General features: G+C 49.3%; 19 protein-coding genes and 1 pseudogene. 15 read left to right on the top strand and 5 right to left on the bottom strand.

Annotated elements, in window-relative coordinates:
- Positions 1-34: 34 nt before the first annotated feature.
- The 8 genes and pseudogenes from NT239_11850 (at position 35) to NT239_11885 (ending at position 11338) form a co-directional block, all read left to right on the top strand.
- Positions 35-136 (top strand): annotated as a pseudogene (locus tag NT239_11850) (carbohydrate-binding protein).
- A 348-nt stretch (positions 137-484) separates the two neighbouring features.
- A complete protein-coding gene (locus NT239_11855) occupies positions 485-2533 on the top strand; it encodes a glycosyl hydrolase family 18 protein (protein XGA72804.1) in 2049 nt (682 codons plus the stop codon).
- 835 nt (positions 2534-3368) lie between these two features.
- Entirely contained in the window at positions 3369-5357 is a 1989-nt protein-coding gene (locus tag NT239_11860; GenBank protein ID XGA70466.1) for a glycosyl hydrolase family 18 protein, read from the top strand.
- A gap of 127 nt (positions 5358-5484) precedes the next feature.
- Entirely contained in the window at positions 5485-6855 is a 1371-nt protein-coding gene (locus tag NT239_11865; GenBank protein ID XGA70467.1) for an HDOD domain-containing protein, read from the top strand.
- A gap of 115 nt (positions 6856-6970) precedes the next feature.
- The gene (locus NT239_11870; GenBank protein XGA70468.1) at positions 6971-7672 is read left to right on the top strand and encodes a response regulator transcription factor; all 702 of its coding nucleotides are present in this window, start codon (positions 6971-6973) and stop codon (positions 7670-7672) included.
- Complete coding sequence (locus tag NT239_11875; GenBank protein ID XGA70469.1) at positions 7660-8898, top strand: HAMP domain-containing histidine kinase; 1239 nt, start codon at positions 7660-7662, stop codon at positions 8896-8898. Before NT239_11870 ends, NT239_11875 begins: the two co-directional genes overlap by 13 nt.
- A 97-nt stretch (positions 8899-8995) precedes the next feature.
- Positions 8996-9697 (top strand): phosphatase PAP2 family protein, encoded by a 702-nt coding sequence (locus NT239_11880; protein ID XGA70470.1) that lies wholly within the window; start codon positions 8996-8998, stop codon positions 9695-9697.
- A 15-nt stretch (positions 9698-9712) separates the two neighbouring features.
- On the top strand, positions 9713-11338 hold the full coding sequence (locus NT239_11885; GenBank protein ID XGA70471.1) for a phosphoethanolamine--lipid A transferase: 1626 nt from the start codon (positions 9713-9715) through the stop codon (positions 11336-11338).
- Here the strand turns inward: NT239_11885 and NT239_11890 are convergent.
- The 5 genes from NT239_11890 to phoB form a co-directional block, all read right to left on the bottom strand.
- Positions 11309-12106, bottom strand: a complete 798-nt coding sequence (locus NT239_11890) for a hypothetical protein (GenBank protein ID XGA70472.1) — start codon at positions 12104-12106, stop codon at positions 11309-11311. The genes NT239_11885 and NT239_11890 overlap by 30 nt on opposite strands.
- Positions 12107-12181: 75 nt before the next feature.
- The gene (locus NT239_11895; protein XGA70473.1) at positions 12182-12808 is read right to left on the bottom strand and encodes a ParA family protein; all 627 of its coding nucleotides are present in this window, start codon (positions 12806-12808) and stop codon (positions 12182-12184) included.
- Positions 12809-13059: 251 nt separating this feature from the next.
- Entirely contained in the window at positions 13060-14139 is a 1080-nt protein-coding gene (gene tal / locus NT239_11900; protein ID XGA70474.1) for a transaldolase, read from the bottom strand.
- Positions 14140-14335: 196 nt separating this feature from the next.
- A complete protein-coding gene (phoR, locus tag NT239_11905; protein ID XGA70475.1) occupies positions 14336-15622 on the bottom strand; it encodes a phosphate regulon sensor histidine kinase PhoR in 1287 nt (428 codons plus the stop codon).
- 73 nt (positions 15623-15695) lie between these two features.
- Positions 15696-16382, bottom strand: a complete 687-nt coding sequence (gene phoB, locus NT239_11910; protein ID XGA70476.1) for a phosphate regulon transcriptional regulator PhoB — start codon at positions 16380-16382, stop codon at positions 15696-15698.
- A 269-nt stretch (positions 16383-16651) separates the two neighbouring features.
- Between phoB and NT239_11915 the strand changes: the two genes are divergently transcribed.
- From NT239_11915 to NT239_11945, 7 genes are all read left to right on the top strand, one after another.
- Positions 16652-17029 (top strand): DUF971 domain-containing protein, encoded by a 378-nt coding sequence (locus NT239_11915; protein XGA70477.1) that lies wholly within the window; start codon positions 16652-16654, stop codon positions 17027-17029.
- Positions 17030-17043: 14 nt separating this feature from the next.
- Positions 17044-17781 (top strand): bifunctional demethylmenaquinone methyltransferase/2-methoxy-6-polyprenyl-1,4-benzoquinol methylase UbiE, encoded by a 738-nt coding sequence (gene ubiE / locus NT239_11920; protein XGA70478.1) that lies wholly within the window; start codon positions 17044-17046, stop codon positions 17779-17781.
- On the top strand, positions 17781-18374 hold the full coding sequence (locus NT239_11925; protein ID XGA70479.1) for a sterol-binding protein: 594 nt from the start codon (positions 17781-17783) through the stop codon (positions 18372-18374). The genes ubiE and NT239_11925 overlap by 1 nt, the downstream gene beginning before the upstream one ends.
- An 8-nt stretch (positions 18375-18382) precedes the next feature.
- On the top strand, positions 18383-19906 hold the full coding sequence (gene ubiB / locus NT239_11930; protein XGA70480.1) for a ubiquinone biosynthesis regulatory protein kinase UbiB: 1524 nt from the start codon (positions 18383-18385) through the stop codon (positions 19904-19906).
- A 205-nt stretch (positions 19907-20111) separates the two neighbouring features.
- Positions 20112-21425, top strand: coding sequence for a TolC family outer membrane protein (locus NT239_11935; GenBank protein XGA70481.1), 1314 nt, complete (start codon positions 20112-20114; stop codon positions 21423-21425).
- Between the two features lie 119 nt (positions 21426-21544).
- The gene (locus tag NT239_11940; GenBank protein ID XGA70482.1) at positions 21545-23716 is read left to right on the top strand and encodes a type I secretion system permease/ATPase; all 2172 of its coding nucleotides are present in this window, start codon (positions 21545-21547) and stop codon (positions 23714-23716) included.
- Positions 23703-25037: an HlyD family type I secretion periplasmic adaptor subunit gene (locus NT239_11945; protein XGA70483.1), complete on the top strand. Its 1335-nt coding sequence runs from the start codon at positions 23703-23705 to the stop codon at positions 25035-25037. The genes NT239_11940 and NT239_11945 overlap by 14 nt, the downstream gene beginning before the upstream one ends.
- Positions 25038-25061: the final 24 nt, after the last annotated feature.

A 25061-nucleotide genomic window follows, 5' to 3' on the forward strand; every position in this document is an offset into this window, starting at 1 on the left:
TACTGCGCCAGCTGCGGGTTGTGATAACACCGTGGCTTGGGATTCTGCAACGGCATATACCAGCGGTAAAGTTGTTGCATACAACGGCAAAAAATTCTCTGCGAAATGGTGGACACAAGGTCAAGCGCCTTCTGCTACAGATCAGTGGGGCCCATGGAAATATGAAGGTGAGTGCGGTGGTTCAACTGTAACGCCGACTCCAACTCCAACAGCTACGCCAGTGACTGTAACGCCAACGCCGACTCCAACGGCGACTCCAGTTACCGTTACACCGACACCTACTCCTACTGCAACACCAGTGGGTGTAACGCCAACACCAACGCCAACAGCTACACCAGTAGGCCCAACGCCAACACCAACTGCTACTCCTCCTGTTGTTGGTGGCCAAGATCAATGTCGCCCAACGGGCCTCGTGTCTGAAGTTGCGAATGTTCCATACTGCGATGCATACGACAGCGCTGGTCGTGAGAAACTGGCTAATGGCATGAAACGTCGTAGCATCGGTTACTTCACTAGCTGGCGTAACGGCGCGAATGGCCAGCCAGCCTACTTGGCTGCTGACATTCCTTGGAATGACATCACTCATGTTAACTACGCATTCGCACACATCGACCAAAACTGGAAAGTATCAGTTGGTACGGACGGCCCAACTAACGCTGCGACTGGTATGAGCTGGGATTCAAAAGGCGCGAAATACGCGCTGGACCCAAGCTTGCCGTACAAAGGTCACTTCAACATGCTGAACAAGCATGCTGATCCAAAAGGCGTGAAGTTGCTATTGTCTGTTGGCGGTTGGGCTGAGACTGGCGGCTACTTCGGTGATGATGGTAAACGCGTTGCCAGCGGTGGTTTCTACTCGTTGACTGTGGACGAAGTAACTGGTGCAGTTCGTCAAGATCGCATTGATACATTTGCTAAATCTGCGGCTGAATTCGTTGTTAAATACGGCCTGAACGGTATCGATATCGACTACGAATACCCAACTTCTATGTCTGACGCTGGTAGCCCAGACGATTGGAAGATCGCGAACAAACATCGCGGCAAATTGTGGGATGGCTACATGGCTTTGATGAAAACTCTGCGTCTAGAGTTGGATAAAGCTGCTGCAGCGCAAGGCAAGTACTACATGCTGACGATTGCTTCACCATCTTCAGGTTACCTATTGCGTGGTTTCGAAGGCTTCCAAGCATTGAAATACCTCGACTACGTGAACATCATGAGCTATGACTTGCATGGCGCATGGAACCACTTCGTTGGTCACAATGCAGCGCTGTACGATACTGGTAAAGACAGCGAAATCGCTGACGCTAAGATCTACGACACTGCTGGCGATGGTAAGTACTACAATGCTCAGGGTTACCTGAACATCGACTGGTCTTACAAATACTTCCGCACTGCATTGGCAGGTGGTCGTATCAATATCGGTCTGCCGTACTACACTCGTGGCTGGCAAAACGTAACTGGCGGTACTGATGGTCTGTGGGGAACTGCAGCATTGGCTGACCAGAAGACTTGTAACACTGGTACTGGCGGTAACTTGGGTCCAGACGCTCTGAGCCCGAAAGCTGGTGCTCCGTGTGGCTTCGGTGCACAAGGTATCGACAACCTGTGGTTTGACGTTGATGCCAACGGCAAGGAAATGTTTGCAGGTGCTAACCCATTGTGGCACGCAAACAACTTGCGTGATGGCTTGCCAACGCCATACGTTGGTATCTATGGTCATGACATGACTAAGCCAGAGTCTAAAGTTCGCGGCACTTATGTAGAACGTTACGACGACATCGCTCAATCGTCTTGGTTGTGGAACCCAACGACTAAAGTCTTCTTGTCGACTGAAAACGAGAAATCGTTTAAAGCTAAAGTTCAGTACGCAATTGACCAAGGCGCTGGCGGTATCATGTTCTGGGAATTGGCGGGTGACTACAGCACGCCAGCACAGAATGGCTTGGGTCACTACTACTTCGGTAGCACGTTGACTTCATTGGCAGGCACGATGCTGAAAAATGCAACGCCATACGGCATCAAAGCGGGCGACGAGAAATTTGTAGCTCCTGCTGAGGCACTGGATGTATCGGTAGACTTGGTTGGTTTCTTGCCAAAAGGTGAAGACAACTACCCAATCCAAATCGGTTTGAAATTGAAAAACAATTCAAATGTTGATTTGACTGGTGCAAAAGTATCCTTCGATATGGCGCCTTCTACTCCGCTGACTTCGTCAACTGTTGAGTTCTTGAAACCTTATGCGCCTCCAGCGGGTAAAGGGATCGAAAACTTGGTTGATATCTACAGCGGCGGTACTTGGTCAGCAACGACTGCCTCTAACAAAGTTGGCAACATCGGCGGTCTGCCAAACGCCTTCCACCGTCCAGCTTACCAATTGAAGCAAGGTACTGTGGGTACTACGTGGGGTGTAACTGACTTCGGTCCAGGCAAAACCATTACCATCGGTATGCGTATTTTCATGCCAATGCCAGTGCCAACAAATGTGACTCTGACTCTGCCAAATGGCAAAGTCTACGGTGTTAAGCAGTAATTTTAGCTAAGCCGTCAACGAAAACGCCGCGAGTGATCGCGGCGTTTTTTTTGCTGGCGCTATAGCTTCTGTGTCAACCCGTTTTGATTCGGCCAGTAGTTTTCTTGTCGGTTGGTGGGGTAATTGAATTGGCTGAAAAACGCAGAGCCATGTATTTCTTCGAGCGATATCTACGTTGCAGGGGGCAGGGTGGCTTCACTGGCTTATTGAAGTGATGCAGGCAACAGGTGGCGAATAATTAGTCTGTGGCGTGTTTGTGGTTAATACCACTTGCTGACGAATATAATTATTTTCGAATATTTTGCTGATGGTTGTGTAAGTACGAGTCCGCTGACTTTTTGTGTAATTCTATGAATTATTCAGGAAAGCTTTCTCCTGGTGCATAGCTGTGATTTACACCATAGTTGCAACGGAATTGGCTAAAAAAAGTTGTAGTTAATTGGTGTAATACTACATGTTATTTATTTTAAAGCTACATTATTTAATGCTTATGTTGCGGTGCAATAGTGCCTTTTTTCTTTGTTTTGCTGGTTTTTTTGTGGTTTATTTGCTCGATTGTTGCGATGCAATATTCGTGTTTAAAGGCTGTTTGTAGTTTCTTTGTAAGAGGCCTTTTTTTTTAGGAAGTCCTTCAAAAAAAGTTAAAAAAAGAGTGTTGACAAGGTTTTTTGTTTGACGATAAATAGACAGCAACGCAGCTCAGCACAGATTGAGATGCGAAGATTGAAGGCTCAAATCAGTTTAATCTTTCATTATGCTGACGTGCCGAATGATCTGGTTAGTACCAGTTGCATTGCGCGAGTGATGCCAAAAATATATGAGGATGGAGACCCTTATGTCACACTTTAATCGTTTTGCTGTAGCTGCAATCCCTGCTGCCTTGATGGCAGTTGCTAGCTTCTCTCACGCAGCTGAGGCGTGGAAAGAAGGTAATACCTACACTGCGGGTACCGTTGTTACCTACGCAGGCCAAGACTACAAAGCACTGGTGACTCATACTGCTTATGTAGGTGCTAACTGGACACCGTCAACAACTCCAACACTGTGGACTGCAGTTGGTACTGCAACGCCTACTACTGCGCCTACAACAGCGCCAGTCGTAACTGCTGCGCCAACAACTGCACCAGTAGTGACAGCTGCACCGACAACGGCTCCTGTAGTGACTGCAGCGCCAACAACTGCGCCAGTAGTAACATCAGCTCCTGCCCAAGGTTGTGGTACCGTACAAGCTTGGAACTCTGCAACTGCCTACAATGGCGGTGCGACTGTTGCCTACAACGGCAAGAAATTTACTGCTAACTGGTGGACGCAAGGCAATACGCCTTCAACTACCGATCAGTGGGGTCCATGGAAATATGTTGGTGACTGCGGTCCTGTAGTAACTACTGCGCCAACTGCTGAACCAACAGCAACACCAGTAGGCATGACACCAGCGCCAACAGTTGCTCCAACTGCTGCTCCAACGCCAGTTGCTACTTTGGCTCCAGGTCAAGAAGTTCCAGCTCCAGCAACTGCACAAGTTGGTTCTTACTTCACTCAGTGGGGCGTTTACGGCCGTGACTACCAAGTCGCTGACATTATCAGCTCTGGTGCTGCAGCTAACTTGACGTTCATTAACTATGCATTCGGTAACATCTATCAGAAAAATGGTGGTTACGAATGCGGTATCGTTAACAAACTAGAACCAGGTGCAACTGATGCGAACGCACCAGGCGCAGGTACTGGTGGCGATGCTTGGGCTGACTTTGGTTTAACAGCTAAACGCCGTGTTGACCCAGCTGATCAAATCAAGTGGGACGACAAACTCGCAGGTAACTTCCGCGAATTCCAAGCGTACAAGAAAAAATTCCCAGATACTAAACTGTTCATCTCATTGGGCGGCTGGACTTGGTCTAAGTGGTTCTCTGCAGCTTCGAAAACAGATGCACTGCGTAAACAGTTGGTTAGCTCTTGTATCGACATCTACATCAAAGGTAACTTGCCAGTTGTTGATGGTCGTGGTGGCCCAGGTTCAGCGCCTAACATCTTCGACGGTATCGATATCGATTGGGAATTCCCAGGTGTTCAAGGCGTTGGTTACAACACTGTAGCGCCAGAAGACAAACAAAACTTCACACTGTTGTTGGCTGAATTCCGCAAACAATTGGATGAGTTGGGTGCCGCAAACAACAAACGTTACTTGCTGACTGTGGCAATTGGTGTTGGTCGCGACAAGATCGAAATGACTGAGCCACGTGAGTACGCACGTTACCTCGACTGGATCAACATGATGACTTACGACTACAACGGTGGTTGGAATGCTCAAGGTCCTACAGACTTCCAATCACACTTGTACGCTGACCCAGCTAGCCCACAATACAAGTGTTCTGGCAAAGCAGGTGACAAGTGCTACGGTGATCGCAGCTTGACTTCGTTCTACAACACTTCTGATGCCGTTGACTTGCTGATCCAAGCTGGCGTGAATCCGAAGAAACTGGTTGTAGGTGTACCTAAGTACGGTCGTGGTTGGACTGGCGTAACTAACGCTAACAACGGTCTATACCAAAAAGCGACTGATGCAGCTCGCGGTACTTACGAGAAAGGCATTGAAGACTTCAAAGTACTGAAAAACGCACCAGGTACTGTGTACGTTCACCCAGTAACTAAACAGTCTTACAAGTTTGACGGCTCGACTTTCTGGTCTTATGACACGCCAGAAGTGATCCAAACTAAGATCGACTACGCAAAAGCTAAAGGTTTGAACGGCGGCGTATTTAGCTGGTCTCTAGATGGTGATGACAGCGCAGCAACTCTGTCTAAAGCAATGGGTAAAGCGCGTCAATAATTGACGAGCTCTCAACAAAAAACCCCTCTTCGGAGGGGTTTTTTTATTTGCGCAGGATTATTTGGATGAGTGGCACGATGTTGAATGGCGGACTAACTATAGTTAATTATTGAATTTAACGAGGTGGATGATGAGTCGATTTATCCAACGCTTGTTTGCAGAAAAAGAAATCGCCAGCGGGCCAGATGCCTTTGCTCAGTTAAACCAGCTATCGCCTTTAACCAGTCCTGAAGGGAACGATCATGACGTGGCGCATGCCCATGACGCCCACAGTATCTTATGCCGAGAGACGATCGTTAATCGTGAAGAAAAAGTAGTTGGGCATGAGTTCATGCTGAAAAAGAGCATCACGCGCCGAATTTTTCTCGGGCACGCAATGCGTCGGCTCTATGATCAGGCCTTAGTCAGTCAATTGGTGGGGATGCCCTTAGTCCGTTTATTGGGTCATCGTTTTGCCTTGGTCAATTTCGAAGCCAGTCATATTTTTGATCCCAATCTGCAATTTCTACCTGCATCGCAATGTGTGCTTATTTTGCGTTTTGGTGAAGAAGATGTCAGCCCTGAGATCATCCATCAGGTGGGGCTGCTGCGACAAATTGGGTTGCGATTTGGCGTTTTTGCACATGAGTGTATGAATGTGGGCATGTCACAGCTAGCCGCGCAGCTTGATTTCATCGTGCTTGATTTGCAGGAAGAATGGACTTTTGCCAACGATGTGGTGCAGTGGATTAATGACCTGGAACGATTGCAATTGATCGCCTGTCGTGTTGATTCGAATGAAGCCTTCGAATCGGTGTGGCATTCCGCCGTGTATGGCGAGCGTATTGACTACTTTCAAGGGGCATTTATCAGTTCGCGCTCGCGGTGGGATGCTCATTCGCCGCAAGTAATGCGCTCGCAAGTACTTCAATTGATGGAGTTCATCCGCCAGGAATCACCTACTCCGGTTTTAGTAGAAGCGCTCAAAGCGGATCCGATTCTATTTTATAAATTACTAAGAATGATTAATTCGCCCGCGCTGGGTTTGGAACATGAAGTGAGCACCGCCGAGCAAATCCTCAAAACAATAGGCCGGGATAGCTTGTATCGCTGGTTGAGCTTATTGTTGTTTAGCGCAGAAACGCAGTGCGTGGATGATTTGCATTTTATGGATGCCGCACTCCTGCGTGCGCGCTTGATGGAAAACTTGGGAGCGCATAAATTCGGAGCAGGGCAGGGGGAGCAATTATTTCTAACGGGCGCTTTATCGCTGATGGATGTATTGTTGCAACAACCTTTGAATCAAGCGCTGGCCGCGCTATCTTTGCCAGATGCGGTGAACGAAGCTTTGCTCAAACGTAAAGGCCCATACTACCCTTATTTGCAATTGGCCATGGTCATTGAGCGCAATGATCGGCCTAATATGCTGCGCTTGGGTGGTCTACTCGGTTTTAGTGAGGCGCAATTACTGCGTTGTCGAAGCGAGGCATTAATTTGGACCGAAAAAGTTCATCATTAAATTGGTGGGGTATAGTCTTTATGTTCTCAATTTAATTATCTTGTATAGATATACTTCCGGTGTGTATTGGCTTGAGCCACAAATCGTTTACACTGCGATGAATTGTGGAGTTGATATGACCGCCAAAATTCTCATCGTTGAAGATGATGCCCAAATTAGCGCCAATATTTATGACTTTTTAAGTGCCAAAGGCTTGCAGCCCGATGCCGCCCCGAATGCTGCCGCTGCGCTGCATTTATTGGCCAATGAGCACTTTGACTTAATGGTCTTGGATTTAGGGCTACCAGGGCTAGGTGGTGTGCAGCTGGCTCAGCATGTTCGGCAACAATTAAAGCTCACCCTTCCGATTCTGATTTTAACTGCTCGCGATACCATCGAAGACAAGCAGCTCGGCTTTGATGCCGGCGCTGATGATTATCTGCTCAAGCCTTTTTCGTTGGCTGAGTTGGTGATGCGGATTAATGCGTTGTTGCGTCGTGCACATGGGCGGGTAACCTCGGCGGATTTACGCTTTGGTGCTTTGTATTATACCGCGCAAACTGCCCAATTCTACTGGCAAGGTCATGCATTACATCTGCCACCCAAAACATTAACGCTATTGCACATCTTGCTGCAAAAACCGCAAACTTTATTTACCCGAGAGCAACTCGAACGAGCGTTGTGGGGTGAAGTACAAGACACAAGCGATGCACTGCGTTATCACCTTTCTCAATTACGCAAAGTACTCACACTGGCTGATGGGCATAGCCCAATCCAAACGATTCATGGTCGCGGCTATATGCTTGTGCCGCATGAGGCGCAGTCATGCAAAGAATGAGTTTGCGTCGGCGAATTTCTTTCGCGTTTTCGTTGCTGATTTGTAGCGCTCTCATTGCGCTGGCCTTCGCAATATTAACTGCCACGCAAGAGCAGGAAGAGGAGTTGATTGATGAAATCGTCAATGCCACGCTCAATCAGATTCAAACACGTTGGCCGATTCAAGGTGAATTACTGCTGCCGAAAAACCTGTATTTTTATCACGCTCCGCTTGGTCAAGTTGCCGCAAAATTGCCAGCAGAAATCAATCAGTTTGGCTTGGGTAATACCGAATACTATGAGCAAGGGCGCGAATATCATGTGGGCGTGCGTGAATATCGTGGCGAGCGACTGTATGTACTCTACGATACCCAAGATCACGAGTTGCGCTTAACTGCCACCTATATTGGTGTCATTTGGGCGGTTGTGTTGCTAAGTATTTTAGCCTTGCTCGTTGGGTATTTTTTCGCTGGGAGCATCTTGCGGCAGTTTAATGCGCTAACAGCCGCGGTTGAGTTTGATCTGCCAATTGATGTTTCGCAGGTACGTGACCGAGAGCTTGGAGTCTTGGCGCAAGCTATTTCCGAGTCTCGCGAGCAAAAAGCACAACTGTTGCTGCGTGAGCGTGAATTTACTGCGCATGTGGGGCACGAACTTCGCACTCCGCTGACTCGCATCCGCACTAGCGCCGAGCTAATCCGAGAATTGGGGGCGCTGAGCAAGTCCGATCAAGAACGTGCTATGCAGATTGAAGCTGCCGCTGATGAAATGGAGCAAAGGTTAAGCGCCTTGCTATTTTTAGCGCGCGACTTGCGATCAATAAATCTGGCACAAATCAATTTGCGCCAGGCTTTAGAGACCTCTTTGCAGCAAGTTGCCGAGCAAAAGCCACAAATACAGCGCTTGCTTAATGTGGATGCCGCGGTGTGGATTCTGGCTGATCCACAATTATTGAAGATGTTGATTGATAATTTGCTCAGCAATGCATTGCGTTATACCCAGGCAGGGCAAATCCGTTTGGATTGGCTCCAAGGCCAGCTAATTCTGAGTGATACTGGGCAGGGAATGGCAGAGCAAGATTTGCACCGAGTAACGCTGCCATTTGAGCGTGCTAGTTCATTGCCTGACGGAAGTGGCTTGGGTTTGGCGATTGTGATGCGAATTTGTGATGCCTTGGGTTGGCAATTACAGATTCAAAGTCGGCTGGAGCATGGTACGAAAATTAGCATCCAGATGCTGAAAGTCTAAGGATTTTCCCCTCACAAAATACTCACACAAACCTTCGTTTCTACTCACACTGTGCTTGTTACAGTGTGCGCCATTGTTTCTTTTTTTGCTGCATGCTATGGCGCAACACTCTCTTCGGTTTTACTGCAGCCACATTTTACTTCCGCTTGTTGCTGGTGCGGCATTGCTTTGGCTCTATCCACAAACGCAATGGGATGTAACACTCACTAGCTGGTTTTATGATCCAAATCGGCATGTTTTTCCGCTAAAAAATCATTTTTTCCTTGATGCAGTTATGCATACCGGGCTAAAGAGTGCACTGTGGTTTATTCCGATTACCTTGCTCTCTGCTTTGATTTGGTCCCGATTTGCTAGCGACTTTGTCGTTCATCGGCGGCGCATCATTTGGATGCTGCTGGGGTTATTGCTCTCTACAGCACTGATTCAAGTAATGAAACGCCACAGCATTCATGCCTGCCCATGGGATTTGCAACTCTTTGGCGGCCAAGCCCCGCTATTGCCTTTATTGGGCCGTTTACCGCTCGGAGTTAGCCCTGGACGCTGTTTTCCAGGCGGCCATGCTTCGGGTGGTTTTGCGCTACTCGTTTTTTACTTTGCACTGCGTGATGACGCGCGAAAATATGCTTGGATTGGCTTTGCCATCGCCATTGGTTTGGGCTTTGCGATGGGCTGGTCGCAAATGATGCGCGGGGCCCATTTTCTTTCACACAATTTATGGACGCTGTGGTGGGTATGGATAATTCTCGTATTGCTATATATTGTGTGGCCGCCAGTTTTGTGTCAGAAAATAGTCAAATGATGGGTGGATTTTAATATGGTCTTACGTAGCGAACGGCTCACCGCCTTATTTGTTCTATTTTTGCTCAGTGCCTGCAATATGGTGTTTTGGCAAAAATTTATCGCCTTGCAGCAACCCAATACTTTTGCGGCATGGATGTTTATTGCAATTGGCTTTGTTTTTTTATTTTTGGTGTTTAACGCCATTTTGACGCTGATTGCGGTGCCCTATGTGCTCAAACCCACGTTCACGGCCATCCTTCTAGTTACCCCATTTATTGTGTATTTCATGAGCCAATACGGGGTAATGATTAATGCGGAAATGGTACAAAACGCATTTGAAACCAATCACGGCGAGGCGCGCGATCTGCTCACCTTCAAAATGCTGCTGTATGTATTGCTGCTTGGTATAGTCCCTATCGTCTTGCTATGGCGTGCGCAAATTGAGTTTCGACCTTTTAAACACGAGGCCAAAGTGAAATCTTTGGTGATCTTGGGGTCCGTTCTGCTGCTGGGTACGATTGCTGCCGGTTACTATAAAGACTTTGCATCCGTATTTCGTAATCACCGCGAATTGCGCTATTTGCTAACGCCGAGTAATTACATTCAAGCCACCTCAAAATACTTGCGCAATAGCGCGGCATTAACGCCGGTTGAGGTTAAGCCGATTGGTGAGGATGCCAAGTTGGGGGCGAGCTGGCAAAAAGTAACCCGTCCGTCATTGACCGTCTTGGTGGTCGGCGAAACGGCGCGTGCTGCCAATTTTTCGCTCAATGGGTATGAACGCGACACTAATGCTGAATTAAAGAAAATTCCAGCGCTGATCAATTTTAGTCAGTTCAGCTCCTGTGGTACCGATACCGCAGTGTCGGTGCCCTGTATGTTTTCGATGTTTGAACGTAGCGATTACAGCGATAAGCTGGGTAAAAGCCACCAGGGCTTGCTCGATATATTGCAAAGAGTGGGTTTGGCGGTGAACTGGCGGGATAATCAGTCTGGCTGTAAAGGCGCCTGTGACCGTGTGCCGAATGAATCGACTGCGGCTGAGTCCGATCCTGCTTTATGCCGCGACGGTGAGTGTTGGGATGAAATCTTGCTGCAAAAAATTCCGGCGCAATTGGCGGAGCTGGAAAAGGGTAAGCAATCCGCGGTACTGGTGTTGCACATGATGGGTAGCCATGGACCTGCCTACTACAAACGCTACCCTGCGCAATTTGCACAATTCAAACCGTATTGCCAAACCAATCAGCTTGATAAATGTAGCCAGGCCGAAATTTTAAATAGCTATGACAATACGCTGCGCTATACCGATCACGTATTGGCGAGCTTGATAAAGATGCTGCAAGAAAAACAAGATGTCGTAGATACTGCTATGGTGTATGTGTCTGATCATGGCGAATCAATTGGGGAAAGGGGGTTATACCTGCATGGTTCGCCCTATGTGATTGCGCCAGATTATCAAACACATATTCCTGCAATCATGTGGTTTTCGCCGCAGTATCAGCAAAGCCGGGGTTTGAATGCTGCGTGTTTAAAGCAAAAAGCAGCTCAAGCGTATTCACACGACAATCTATTTCATTCGATGCTCGGTTTGCTGGATGTGCAAACCACGGCCTATCAGCGCAAGCTTGATTTATTTGCCGCTTGTCAGCCGCGGTCGTAATTGAGCAAAGGCGTGCATCAGCGCGCCTGCGCCTTGCAGTGAAATCACATCGCGACCCCAAGGTTTGCGTTGCTTGGGCAGATGGCGCAGCCAAGCCAGACTATGGCCGCTGTTTTTGATTAAAGCTTGAACTTCAGTACTATCTTGCCCAACAAAATGGGCAAAACGCTCAGTCAAAACCTGCAGCTCGAGCTGCATTAGGTAAACGGTTGAATGGATAAACAGCAGCCAATCTCGCGTTTGCGCCTGTGCCAAGCTCAGTACCTCGAGCGGATCGTCTTCAAAATCGATGAAAATGATTTCTCCATCGTGGAGGTGGATATTGCGTGCAAAGGCTTGGCTTAAGGTTTGCCCTTTACGATGCGTATCCAAAATTGCGGCTAATGCTTTGTCCCAGGTCGCTAACTGCGGCTCTGTGCTACGCGTGAGTAAATAGTCGATCGATGTTTCGCCGGCATCACTGATGGCAATCCAGTCCGAGCCTGTGTGCAGTACTTCGGGTACTGCAACTGCCGCATCTTTGAGTTGGCGCAGGCGACGCACTTCAGTGGCTTGGCCTTTTGCTCCGCCATAGGCGGGCACTGCGCATAAAATCGGCTGCTGTAATATTTTCGCCGCTAAGTTAAGCGCGCTGTAGCCAAACGGGCGGGCGCGGCTTTCTTGCCGTTTAACGATGACACGTTGGCGATCTAACTCGACGACCACGACCCGCCCGCTGCGCGTGGTTAGGGCTTGTTCAATGGTGTGAAGGTGTGCGGCAGACAGCATACTGAGCTCAATCATCAAAGTGGCGCAATTATAGCCTTGAATGAAATGTTCACTGACGAAAATGACAGTGGAAAATTATCGCTTAAGTACCCAATCAATTAAGGGTTGCCACTCGGCTTGGTCGCGCTCGATTTTACTGGCGGGTAGGTCGAATAAAGTCATGCCGCGTTGGATGGTTTGGTTGTACAGCTGCGTATCGCGGATGCTGGTGATCAATGGAATGTCGAATTTTCTTAAAAATTCAGGAAGTTGATGGGCTGCTTGCGTGCGCGAATTAACCCGCATCCCCACCGCGCCAACTTGTACATTTTCATGGCGCACAGCTTTCATTTCAGCCAATTCTTCAAAAAAATCAGCGCTGGCCCATAAATCGAACGCCGATGGCAATAAGGGCACGATGACATGATCGACGATTTTTAATACTTTTTTGAGTTTGCCACCGCTAAAACACGCTGGGGTGTCGAGGACGGCAACTTGGCAACCTTTTGGGGGACGAGCGATGTGATCGTCACCGATTTCCCAGCGATTGATTTGCGGCAGCGTTTCAGGTCGTAAATCCAGCCAATGGTGGCTAGAGTGCTGTCGATCTAGATCGCCCAACATGACTTTCGCTTCTTGCCAGGCAAACCAGCTGGCCAGATGGGTAGAGAGGGTGGACTTGCCACTGCCCCCTTTGGGATTGACGATCAGAATCTTGCGCATAAAGCTAAAAACCAAAACAAAAAGCGAGATTGATTATGGCAGAGATTGTCAGCTTTAATGTGACAAATTTGTTAAATTATTACTAATTTTTTAAATTTTTGTGAATATCTCAAAGATTGGTGTAAGTGATGCCCGTGTTTTTTGCGGGGTATGAGTCTATAGCTATTGTTGAAAAAGGCTTTGATGCTTACACATTGGGTGGGTATAAAAAAGCCCCGCTCTAGGCGGGGCTGGTGTTGGGCTAAACTAAATTATTTAGTCAGTTCCAACAATTTGGCAAAGGCTTCGTCAAATTGCTTCAAGCCATCAACCTGCAATTGCTCGCCAGCGAGGTTGTAGTTGATACCCAATTCGCGCACTTTCACCAAAGTTTGTACTGCTGCATCTGTGCCAGTTTCCAGCGTATTTGCTGCATTGCCGTGGTCGCGGAACAACGCCAAAGTCGCGTCAGGTACGGTGTTCACAGTTTCTGGTCCGATCAAATCTTCCACGTACATCACGTCGTTGTACGCTTTGTTTTTCGTACCCGTTGATGCCCACAGCAGACGTTGTGGGTTTGCGCCTTTGGCTTTCAACGCCGCAAAACGGCTACCGTGGAATAGCGCTTTGTAGTGCTGGTAAGCCACTTTAACGAATGACTTAGCTACTGTGCCGCGCAATGCGAGTGCTTCTGGGGTGCCGATCGCTTCGAGTTGTGGGTCGATCAGGCTATCCACGCGTGACAAGAAGACTGACGCGACAGCTTGTACTTTATCCACTGGCAGGCCAGCCGCAGCACGCGCTTCCAAACCGCGGATGTAGGCGGTCAATACGTTATCAACGTGTTTCAGGTTGAACATCAGTGTGATGTTTACATTGATGCCAGAAGCGATCAATTCTTCAAACGCCACCACGCCAGCGTCAGTGGCTGGTACTTTGATCATTGCGTTAGGGCGGTTGATTTCAGCCCACAGACGTTTCGCGTTGTCGATGGTGCCTTGTGCGTCGTTAGCCAGTGTTGGTGATACTTCCAAGCTTACATAGCCGTCTTGGCCATTGGTCGCGTCGTACATTGCGCGCGTTAAATCGCACGTTGCTTGAATATCAGGCACAACCAGCGCTTCGTAGCGTTGTTCAGCAGTCAGGTCTTGCTTTTTCAGCTCAGCCAAGTCGCCAGTGTAGAGCGGATCAGACGAAATTGATTTGTAGAAAATCGCAGGGTTAGAAGTCACACCAGCGATGTCGTCTTCTGCGATCAGGCGAGCCAATTCGCCAGATTCCAACAGACCACGGGAAAGATTGTCCAACCAAATACGTTGACCGAAAGGTTTAATTGCGGCGATTCTGCTCATGGTAATGACCTCATTTTCTGTGAAGTAGGCAATTCATTTCTGCACGATGTGCGCGTCGGTTTAAACCTGTGCGCCACGCATTTCAATGACATGGGGCATTATCAACGAAAGCCAAGAGCTTTGCCTTTGCGCAGACGCAAAAAAACCGCAATTGCGGCATTTGCAGCGCAAAAAAGGCGGCAAATGCCGATTTGGACTACTCGATCATGCGCGTGGCTGGAAATTTCACTGCAAATTCACTGCCTTTGCCTAATTCCGAAGAAATCAACATTTGCGCTTGATGGCGGTGCAGAATGTGTTTGACGATTGCTAGTCCCAAGCCCGTGCCACCGGTATTGCGTGAGCGGCCGCGATCAACCCGGTAAAACCGCTCGGTCAGGCGTGGAATGTGTTCGGGCGCGATGCCAATGCCGGTGTCACGGCAGGTAAAGCAGACGCTATCGTCGCGTTTTTCCCAGCCCAGCGTAATTTTGCCGCCCGGCGGCGTGTAGCGAATCGCGTTCGAGACTAAATTGCCCAGCGCGGAATGCAGTTCATCGTGATTGCCAATCAAGCGTGGGCGATCAAGTTGACCAATCTCCACCGTATGGCGCCCTTGCGAGAGTCCATTGGCTTCGGTGCGCAGTAATTGCATCAGCTGCGGGATATCGACTTCTTCTTCACGCACCTGCGCGCCACTCTCAAGTTTAGAAAGCGTCAGCAAGTCTTCTACCAAGCGCTGCATGCGCTGTGTTTGTTCGTACATCAGTTGTAAATGCGTTTCGCGCGTTTTCGCGTCAGACGATGGCATATCGATCATCGTTTCGATAAACCCTCCCACGACAGTGAGCGGGGTACGCAATTCGTGCGAGACATTGGCGACAAAATCACGGTGCACAGTTTGCACGCGTTCAAGCTGGGTAATATCACGGCTAAGCAATAATTTACGCGTTGAATCAAACGGTACCACTTGAGCCGAGAGCGTTTGCTCGGTGGGGCGGGTAATGCGAATGATGACGGGATGACTAAAATCTTGCTCTTTCAAATAATCGCGTAGGCTAGGGTAGCGCAGTAAATGCGTAATGGGCTGCCCCATATCGAGCTTGCGATTCAGGCTTAAATGCTCGCACGAGGCCGGGTTGCACCATTCAATGCGATCATTGTCGTCCAGAATCACCACGCCATCGGGTAACGCTTCGGCGGCTGATAAAAAGCGATCCAATGTGCCGGCCAAACGCTCTTTGGCTTTTTTCTGTTTACGCACCTCGGCGTAAATTTGATCGAATACTTCCTGCCACAGCATAAAGCTGCCCGGCACATTATCGACTTGCGGGTTTTGCAACCAAGCGTGCAGGCGGTGCAGGTTATAAATATGAAACAAACAAGCGATCGCAACGACGCCCAGTGCGAAAGACAGCCCCCAGACCACGCCGCCGATGGCGCTAATGGCCAAGGTAATTAGCGCAACAAAAAAATAATAAACAATCGATCTAAACCAAAGCATGGGCTGCCTTTCAATCCGTTCTAAACAAAAAGGGTAATGCAGTGCATTACCCCCGTCGGTGAAAAAAGCGCACTTAGTTCACAGACAGTCGGTAGCCTGAGCCACGCACGGTTTGAATCAGATTATCGTGACCAGTTCCCTCTAGTGATGAGCGTAGTCGACGAATGTGTACATCAACAGTGCGTTCTTCAACAAACACATGGTCACCCCAGACTTGATCGAGTAGGTGGGCGCGGGTATGAACACGTTCGGTGTGCGTCATAAAGAAATGGAGCAGGCGAAACTCGGTCGGGCCCAGTTCCAGTGGCTGGCCATTACCTGAAACGCGATGCGTAACTGGATCGAGACGCAGCCCATGAATCTCAACGGGGTCGTCCGTCGCCTGTGGCGCACGGCGGCGCAGTACCGCTTTGATGCGCGCTTGCAATTCACGTGGGCTAAATGGTTTGGTGATGTAATCGTCCGCACCCGTTTCCAAGCCGGCAATTTTGTCTTGTTCGTCTGAGCGCGCGGTCAGCATGATCAGTGGGATCGAGCGCGTGCGCTCATCTCCGCGCAGTTTGCGCGCAAAATCAATGCCCGACATGCCTGGGAGCATCCAATCGAGCAAAATTAAATCGGGTAGGGCATTGCGAACAATCCCTTGTGCGCTTTCGACCGAATCGGCGCGCATCACATGATGACCTGCCTGCGACAGATTAAAAGCAATCAGTTCTTGAATGGCTGGTTCATCTTCGACCAGCAGAATGTTGGCGGCCATAGATCGCTCCTCGCGGAAAAAGTTCAATTATTTGATTGCGAGAATAAGGCTTAAGTGTGAACTTAATATTACAAGTCTGCAAATTAGCGATTTATTTTTCATGTTTTGAAAGCTTTACTGTCGCCAATGGCGCGGATTCGTGACGCTAGTAACTATTTATTAGGCTAAGTGAGTGAAACTTGCCCGCAGTTTGCCATGCTGCGCAGGTGGTCGCTAAACCGTAAGCGCGGTATCATTAGCACAATTTTCATCTAGGCACATCAACGTTTATGGCTGGCCTTCAAGCAGACACTCCGCATCCAACCGAAGTTACCTTGCATCAAGCGTCGCGCGTGCTCGAAATCGCCTTTGCCGATGGCGCACGTTTTCAATTGCCGTGTGAGTATTTGCGCGTCCTGAGCCCATCGGCCGAAGTGCGCGGACACGGCGTGGGCAATGAAGTGCTGCAAGTGGGCAAAATCAACGTCAATATCAAGGCGATTGAGCCCGTTGGGCATTATGCACTCAAGCTGGTATTTGACGATGACCATGATTCAGGCTTGTTTTCATGGCAATACCTCTATGAATTGGGTGCAAACTATTCAGCCTACTGGCAAAAATATCTCAATGAACTCGAGGCGGCCGGCGCGTCGCGCGAACCACTTTAAAAAGGCAGAACGCAATGAGCGATTCAAAAACCCATTTCGGTTTTAGCACCGTCAACGAGTCGGAAAAAGCGCAAAAAGTCGCCGAAGTGTTTCACTCGGTGGCGCAAAAATACGATGTGATGAATGACTTGATGTCGGCCGGTTTACACCGCGCATGGAAGTTTTTCACCATCGAAACCAGCGGCGCAAAAGCGGGTGACCGCATCTTGGATATCGCCGGTGGCACGGGCGATTTATCAAAAGCGTTTTGCAAAAAAGTGGGTAAGACCGGCCAAGTGTGGCTGACCGATATTAATAGCTCGATGCTCGGCGTAGGTCGTGATCGTTTGCTCGATGCCGGATACCCCCTGCCAGTAGCTCAGTGTGATGCAGAAAAACTGCCGTTCCCAGATGGATACTTCGATATCGTGACCGTGGCGTTTGGCTTGCGCAATATGACGCACAAAGATGCTGCGCTCAAAGAAATGCACCGCGTCCTCAAACCGGGTGGCCGTTTGCTGGTGCTGGAGTTTTCTAAAGTTTGGGCGCCGCTTAAACCGGCTTACGATTTGTATTCATTTAAATTGCTGCCGTTTATGGGCAAGCTGGTGGCCAATGATGCGGATTCATACCAATATTTGGCCGAATCCATCCGCATGCACCCTGATCAAGAAACGCTAAAGCAAATGATGCTCGACGCAGGTTTTGGCCGCGCCGATTTTCACAATATGACCGGCGGCGTCGTGGCGTTGCATAAAGGGACGAAATTCTAATGTCGCTCGGGCAATGGGGTTTGTCGGCGGTACTGAATCATTTATTGCAGCAAGCGCCAGCGGTGCAAGCTGATTTGGCGCGCGTCGCTGGGCGTACCTTTGCGATTCAAATGCCCTTGTTGGCTGCGAATGTGGTGGTGATGCCCGATGGCTTGTTAGCCCACTCCGAAGCACCATCGGAGGCGAGCCTGCAACTGCCATTGTCCTTCTTTAGCATGCGACTCACCGACCCACAGGCCGCTTCGCGCCAAGTGATATTGGCGGGCGATCCGGATTTTGCGGCGAAGATTGGCGCGGCCTTGGGCGCGCTGTCATGGGATGCCGCCGAAGATTTATCGCGTCTGGTTGGCGACATCGCCGCGCATCGCATCACCACGGCAGGACAAAGCTTGGCCAAAATGCCGCTGGCGTTTGGTCAGCGCTTTGGCGAAACCGTGGTGGAGTATGTGCGTGATGAAGATCGGCTATTGCCGCGCAAAGAAGCGGTCGCTGCGTTTTGCGACGATGTCGATACGCTGCGCAATGATTTAGCGCGTTTGGAAAAACGGCTGGTGCAACTTGAAGCCCATTTTGGCGCAGCCAGCAAAGAATAAAGGCGGCTATGTTTCGTTTTTTTAAAATCGCCTACGTGGTGGTGCATTTCGGCTTAGACGAATTTTTACTTGGCCATGAACGTGTGCACGGCTTGCGCAAGCTAATTGGCGCACTGTTTTTCTGGCGCAAACTCGATCAGCCGCGCGCAGTGCGTCTGCGTTTGGCACTCGAATCACTTGGCCCTGTTTTCGTTAAATTCGGCCAAGTGCTCTCCACACGGCGCGATTTAATGCCGCCCGATTTGGCGGATGAACTCGCCAAACTGCAAGACAAAGTGCCGCCGTTTGATTCGCAAACGGCGATCAACCAGATTGAAAAAAGTTTGGGCAAATCGATTGCCGAGCTATTTGCTGAGTTTGACCCGCAACCCGTCGCGTCGGCGTCCGTCGCGCAAGTGCACCGCGCGCGCCTGCATCCAATAAATGGTGAAACGGGGCACGAAGTGGCGGTTAAAGTATTGCGCCCAAATATCTTGCCGGTGATTGAAGGCGATTTGGCGCTGATGCGCGTACTGGCAGTGTGCGTCGAAAAACTATTTGCCGATGGCCCGCGCCTGAAGCCGCGTGAAGTCGTGGCCGAATTTGATCGCTATTTGCATGACGAGCTCGATTTAATGCACGAGGCGGCGAACGCCAGCCAGTTGCGCCGCAATTTTAAAAATTCAGATCAATTGATCGTGCCCGAAGTGTATTACGACTTCTGCGCGCGCGAAGTGCTGGTGCTCGAGTGGATGAACGGTATTCCGATCGGCAAAATTGACGAGCTGAAAGCCGCCGGTATGGATTTGAAAAAGCTCAGCCGCTTTGGTGTGGAAATCTTTTTCAGCCAAGTATTTCGGCACGGTTTCTTTCATGCCGATATGCATCCGGGCAATATTTTCGTGGCGCCAGATAATAGGTATATCGCGCTAGACTTTGGTATTGTTGGTTCGCTGAGCGATACGGATAAGCAGTATCTGGCGATTAACTTTTTGGCGTTTTTTAACCGCGATTATCATCGCGTTGCGACTGCGCACATTGAGTGCGGTTGGGTGCCAAAAGACACGCGCGTTGAAGAACTCGAAGCAGCGGTGCGTACTGTGTGCGAGCCGTTCTTTAATAAGCCGCTGAGCCAAATTTCGTTTGGCTTTGTGTTGCTGCGCCTGTTTGAAACCTCGCGTCGCTTTAATGTCGAAATCCAGCCACAGCTGGTGCTGCTACAAAAAACGCTGCTCAATATCGAAGGTTTGGGTCGCCAACTCGACCCTGATCTCGATCTATGGCAAACGGCGAAGCCATTTCTGGAGCGCTGGATGAATGAGCAAATTGGCTGGCGCGGCCTGATTGCAACGCTGAAACACGAGGCGCCGCAATGGGCGACTTTGTTGCCAACGCTGCCGCGTAAACTGAATGAAGTGCTCAACCAAAACCACACCGAGCTATTGCTGCAGGGCTACAAAGGCCTGATGTGGGAACAAAAAAAGCGCAATTATCTACTGGCGGTGATTGCCACCTTGCTGGGGGCCTTAGTATTTAGCATTTGGTTTAGATAGTGCCCCACCTTGTGATTGTTGAAATTAGAAAGAAAACAAAAAAGCCACCTGACTGGGTGGCTTTTTTGTTTTGCTAGTCCATTTCCGCTGAGCATTTGCGGCTTGCTATTCCTCGAATTTGATCTGTATTGATAGTTATTGTTGTTTAAAAAAGGCGCATCAGGCGCTCGAATAAAAGAACAAGCAATAACTCCGAGGAGTATGAATGATGAGCAAATATCTCTGTACCCTGACCATTTTTGCCGCTTTAGCGCAGCACACTACAGCCGCACCTTTGCCGCAGGTTGTTGAAAAGCTGTTACAAAATAGCCCGGATATTTTGACCGATGTTGGGCAGCGACGGGCCAGTGACGCTGCGGTGGATAAAGCCAAGAGTGGCTATTATCCGCAAATTGATTTATCCGTAGGCGCTGGCCGGGAGTACACCAACGATCTGTCGACGCGAACTAATTTTGGTGGTGGTACTGATTACAATCGTCAAGAAGCTCAGGCGCTGTTGACGCAAATGTTGTTCGATGGCATGGGAACACAAAATGAAGTGGCCCGACAACGTGCACGGCAGCAAGGGGCGGCTCATCGCTTAGCGAATACTTCAGAAGATATTGCGCTGAAAACGACCGAGGCGTATCTAGAAGTATTGCGCCAGCAAGAGTTGGTGAAACTTACCCAAGAAAATTTAGAGTCTCATTTAAGCACGGCCGATCAGGTTAAATTGCGGACTTCCGGTGGTTTTGGGCGCAAATCTGATGATGAGCAAATTGATGCGCGTGTTTCATTGGCAAAAGCCAATTTATCCGCCGCTCAATCCAGCTTGAACGAGGCCAAGATTGCATATATGCGCTTGGTGGGCGAAATGCCTGAGGATCTTGTTCAACCCACATCACCCGCTAATTTGCCTGCGTCAATGGAGGAGGCCGCCGATTGGGCGGTGGCGTCCAACCGCTTATTGCAGGCAGCCAAAGCGGATGTGGATGGGGCCAATGCCCAGCATGGCTTGGCGCAATCGCAAATGTATCCGCGCATTAATTTAGAGGCTGGGGCGGTTTATACCAATTCACTGGATGGTAAAGCCGTCGAGGATTCAACCCGCTATTACGGCATGCTGCGGATGCGCTATGCCTTTAAAAGCGGTGGCGATAAGGCGTATGTTGCTGAAACTAAGCAACTAGCCTATTCCGCTGCTGAGGTGGCGCGGCGGGTAGAGCGTCAAGTGCGTCAAAATGCGGCGCTGTCATGGAATGCCATGACCATTGCCGCCGAACGCGTGCCAGTGTTAACGCAATACGCCGATTCTAGTAAATCGGCTCGTGATGAATACAGCAAGCAATTCTCCCTTGGTCAGCGCTCATTACTCGATTTGCTCGATAGTGAAAATGAGTATTTCACCGCCCGTCGTGATTTAGTTGGTGGGCAATATGATGAGCTGCGTGCTCGTTTTCGCCTGCTAGCCGATGGCAACCAATTGCTGAACAACTTAAGTGTTCAACCATTGGTTGAAACTGAGCTGGTGAATCAATAGTTTTTTCTGACCTAAAGAGGCGGCCATGTCCGCCTCTTTTTTTGCCCAGACAAAAGCGCAAGCGTGTTTTTTTTCAACTAGGATCAAAACAAGTCGTATGAAATAGGATGATATCAACCGTGAGCTCTAGTTCTGCGCTTCCACATCACGAAACGGCCATTCCACACTCGGCCTTTGTGCCCGATGATCCATTAACCACGTGTTTGCTGCAGCTCACACGTTTTTTTCATCGCCCCTGTTCGGTGCAAACACTCACTAGTGGATTACCACTCAATGGCAATCGGCTCGATGCGATGCTTTTTCCTCGAGCTGCGGCCAGAGCGGGGCTGAATGCTAAATTGCAACGGCGCAGCTTAGACGATATTCCTGAATTATCGTTACCCGTAGTCCTGCTGCTCAAAGAGGGCGGAGCCTGCGTTGCGATTGAAAAATCGGGCAGTGATTGGTTAATTCTTGAGGCCAGCTCAGGCGGCGGACAGCAGCGCCTTAGTACTGAGGCGCTAGAACAGCTATTTTGTGGCTTTGTTATTTTTGTTAAACCGAGTTTTCAATTTGATGCGCGTACTCACAGTGACTACATCCCCAAAGCGGAGCATTGGTTTTGGAGTAGCGTACAGCTGTGCTATCCAATGTACGGTCACGTTTTACTTGCGGCGTGTTTGATCAACGTTTTTGCGCTTGCTTTACCGCTCTTTACGATGAATGTGTACGACCGTGTGGTCCCCAATCAAATTTATGACACGCTGTGGGTGTTATCGATTGGCGTAATCTTGCTCCTGCTTTTTGATATGCTCATTAAGGCATTGCGTGCGTATTACATTGATTTGGCGGGTAAGCGCATTGATGTGATGTTGTCGGCGCAAATTTTCGAGCGAGTGCTGGGCTTAAAAGTTGCATCACGCCCCCAGTCTGTGGGATCCATGGTCAGCCATTTTCAGGAGTTTGAAGGTTTTCGCGAATTTATCACCTCCGCGACGGTGACGGCGATTGTGGATATTCCATTTGTCGCATTGTTTTTGCTGGTGATTTTTTGGTTAGGCGGTTGGTTGGTTGTAATTCCTTTAGTTTGTATCCCACTCATTATTGTCATTAGCCTCTTATTGCAGCGCCCGCTTGGGGATTTGATTCAACAAAGCTTTCGTGTCGCCTCACAAAAGCAATCGGGCCTGATAGAAACCCTCAGTGGTATTGATACTTTAAAGGCCTGTACGGCAGAGAGCTTTGCTCAGCGTCGCTGGGAAAAAATCATCGGTGAGTTTGGCAAGCTGGCTGTTCGCACGCGAGGCTTATCCAGCATGATTGTTATTCAGGCCGGGTTTATTCAGCAGTTAGCCACGGTGATTATGGTGATCGGTGGGGTGTATTTGATCGGCTTGCACGAGCTCACTGTGGGGGGCTTGATTGCCTGTAATTTATTGCTCGGTAGAACGCTAGGCCCGTTTGCCCAAGTGGCAAGTTTAATTAGCCGCTATCATCAGGCTCGTGCCGGTTTGCAGGGGATGGAGCAAATCATGTCATTGCCTGTGGAGCGAGAAAAAGGGCAAGATTTTGTGCAACGGCCTAATTTTCGCGGAGAGATTGAGTTTCGCGATGTGAGTTTTAGTTATCCAGGCCAAGATACCCTAGCCTTAGATAAAGTCTCGTTCCGAATTAATGCCGGTGAGCGGGTCGGTATTATTGGCCGTATTGGCTCGGGTAAAAGTACGCTTGAGAAATTGATTTTAGGATTCCAGCAGCCGAGCGCGGGGGCGGTTTGGATTGATGGCGTGGATGTGCGCCAAATCGACCCTGCTCAATTACGTCACAATATTGGTTATGTACCGGAAGACGTGTTTTTGTTTTATGGCTCGGTACGCGATAACTTAGTCCTTTCTGCGCCGTATATCGACGATGCCGCCATGCTTGATGCCGCTGAAATTGCAGGGGTCAGTGAGTTTGTTAATCGGCACCCAAAAGGCTTTGACATGATGGTGGGCGAGCGCGGGGCGGGCTTGTCGGGTGGGCAAAAACAAACCTTAGGTATTGCGCGAGCGCTATTACTGAATCCGCCCATTTATGTGTTTGACGAAGTGACCAGCGCGCTAGATAACCGCAGTGAAGAACAATTCAAGCAACGCTTTGCGCGGCGTTTAAATGCAAATCACACCTTATTGCTGATTACCCACCGCATGTCGATGCTCACCTTGGTTGATCGTTTGTTGGTGCTGGATAACGGCCGTCTGATCGCGGATGGACCAAAAGAAGAAGTGATGAATTTGCTTGCGGGAGGAAAACTCCATGCTGCCAAATAAGCCTATTAAGCAAGAAGACCTCAATTTTCTTGGCGATGGTGCCGCCGCGATATATGGCGGAACGACGCAGCGAGCCAATAGCCTACTGTATGCCTGTGCTGCGCTGTTGGTCGTGGGAGCGCTTTGGGCGTGTTTTGCCGAAATTGATGAGGTCACCGTTGCGGAAGGTAAAGTGATTCCATCCAGCCAAGTGCAGGTGATTCAAAATTTGGAAGGCGGAATTGTGGCCAATATTCCGGTGAAAGTCGGCGAAGTGGTAAAAAAAGGCCAAATTTTAATGAAGTTGGATGAGAAACGGTTTTCGTCATCATTGGATGAAAGTAATGTGAAGCAAGACGCACTAGCTGCCAAAATAGCCCGCCTAAGTGCCGAAGCCAATGGCACTGCCTTTGTGCCTCCACCACAAATTATGAAACGCAACCCAGCATTGATCGACGCGGAGCAGCAATTATTTAATTCACGTAAACGGGAAATCGAATCGTCTGTCGCCATTTTACAAAGTGAAGCGGCGCAACGAAATCATGATATTGCGGCGATGCGTGCCAAATTGGCCAAGCTCGAATCGGGCTTGAAGCTGGCGCAAGAAGAATATGCAATGAGCAAACCATTGGCCGAGAAAAACGTGATTTCGCAAATTGATTTTATGCATTTGCAACGGCAAATGAGCGATCTAAGCGGCGAGATTAATGAAACGCGCTCAGCTATCCCCAGTTTGCAAAGTAGTTTGTCTGAAACCAATGGCAAGATTGCCGGGGTGTATGCCAAAGCCAAAGCCGATGCTGCCAATGAATTATCCACGGCGCAGGCCGAGCTGGATGCCACCTCTGCGACCACTGTCGCGCTGAGCGATCGATTTGAGCGCACCACCATCCGCGCCCCGCTAGCAGGGATAGTTAAGCTGATCAAAGTAAATACCGTTGGCGGTGTCTTGCAGCCTGGGATGGATGTGATGGAGATTGTGCCGTTAGAAGATAATTTACTGGTTGAAGCCAAAATCAGGCCTTCTGACATCGGTTTTTTACGCCCCAAACAAGAAGCGATGGTCAAACTCACGGCGTATGATTTTTCGATCTACGGTGGCCTGCAGGCTGATGTAGAAACCATTACCGCCGATTCGATTGTTGATGAAGCCAAAAAAGAAAGTTATTACCTCGTTCGCGTGCGGACGCGCTCGAATCACCTCGGGGATAAACAACACAACCTACCCATTATTCCGGGCATGTTATCGACCGTGCATATTAAAACCGGCAAAAAAACAGTGATGCAGTATTTGCTCAAACCCATCGTTAAAGCCAAGAACGAAGCCATGCGAGAACGCTAACTGGGTATGTGCTGGTGAGTTATT

The sequence above is a fragment of the Chitinibacter sp. SCUT-21 genome, from assembly GCA_041874755.1.
GTDB lineage: Bacteria > Pseudomonadota > Gammaproteobacteria > Burkholderiales > Chitinibacteraceae > Chitinibacter.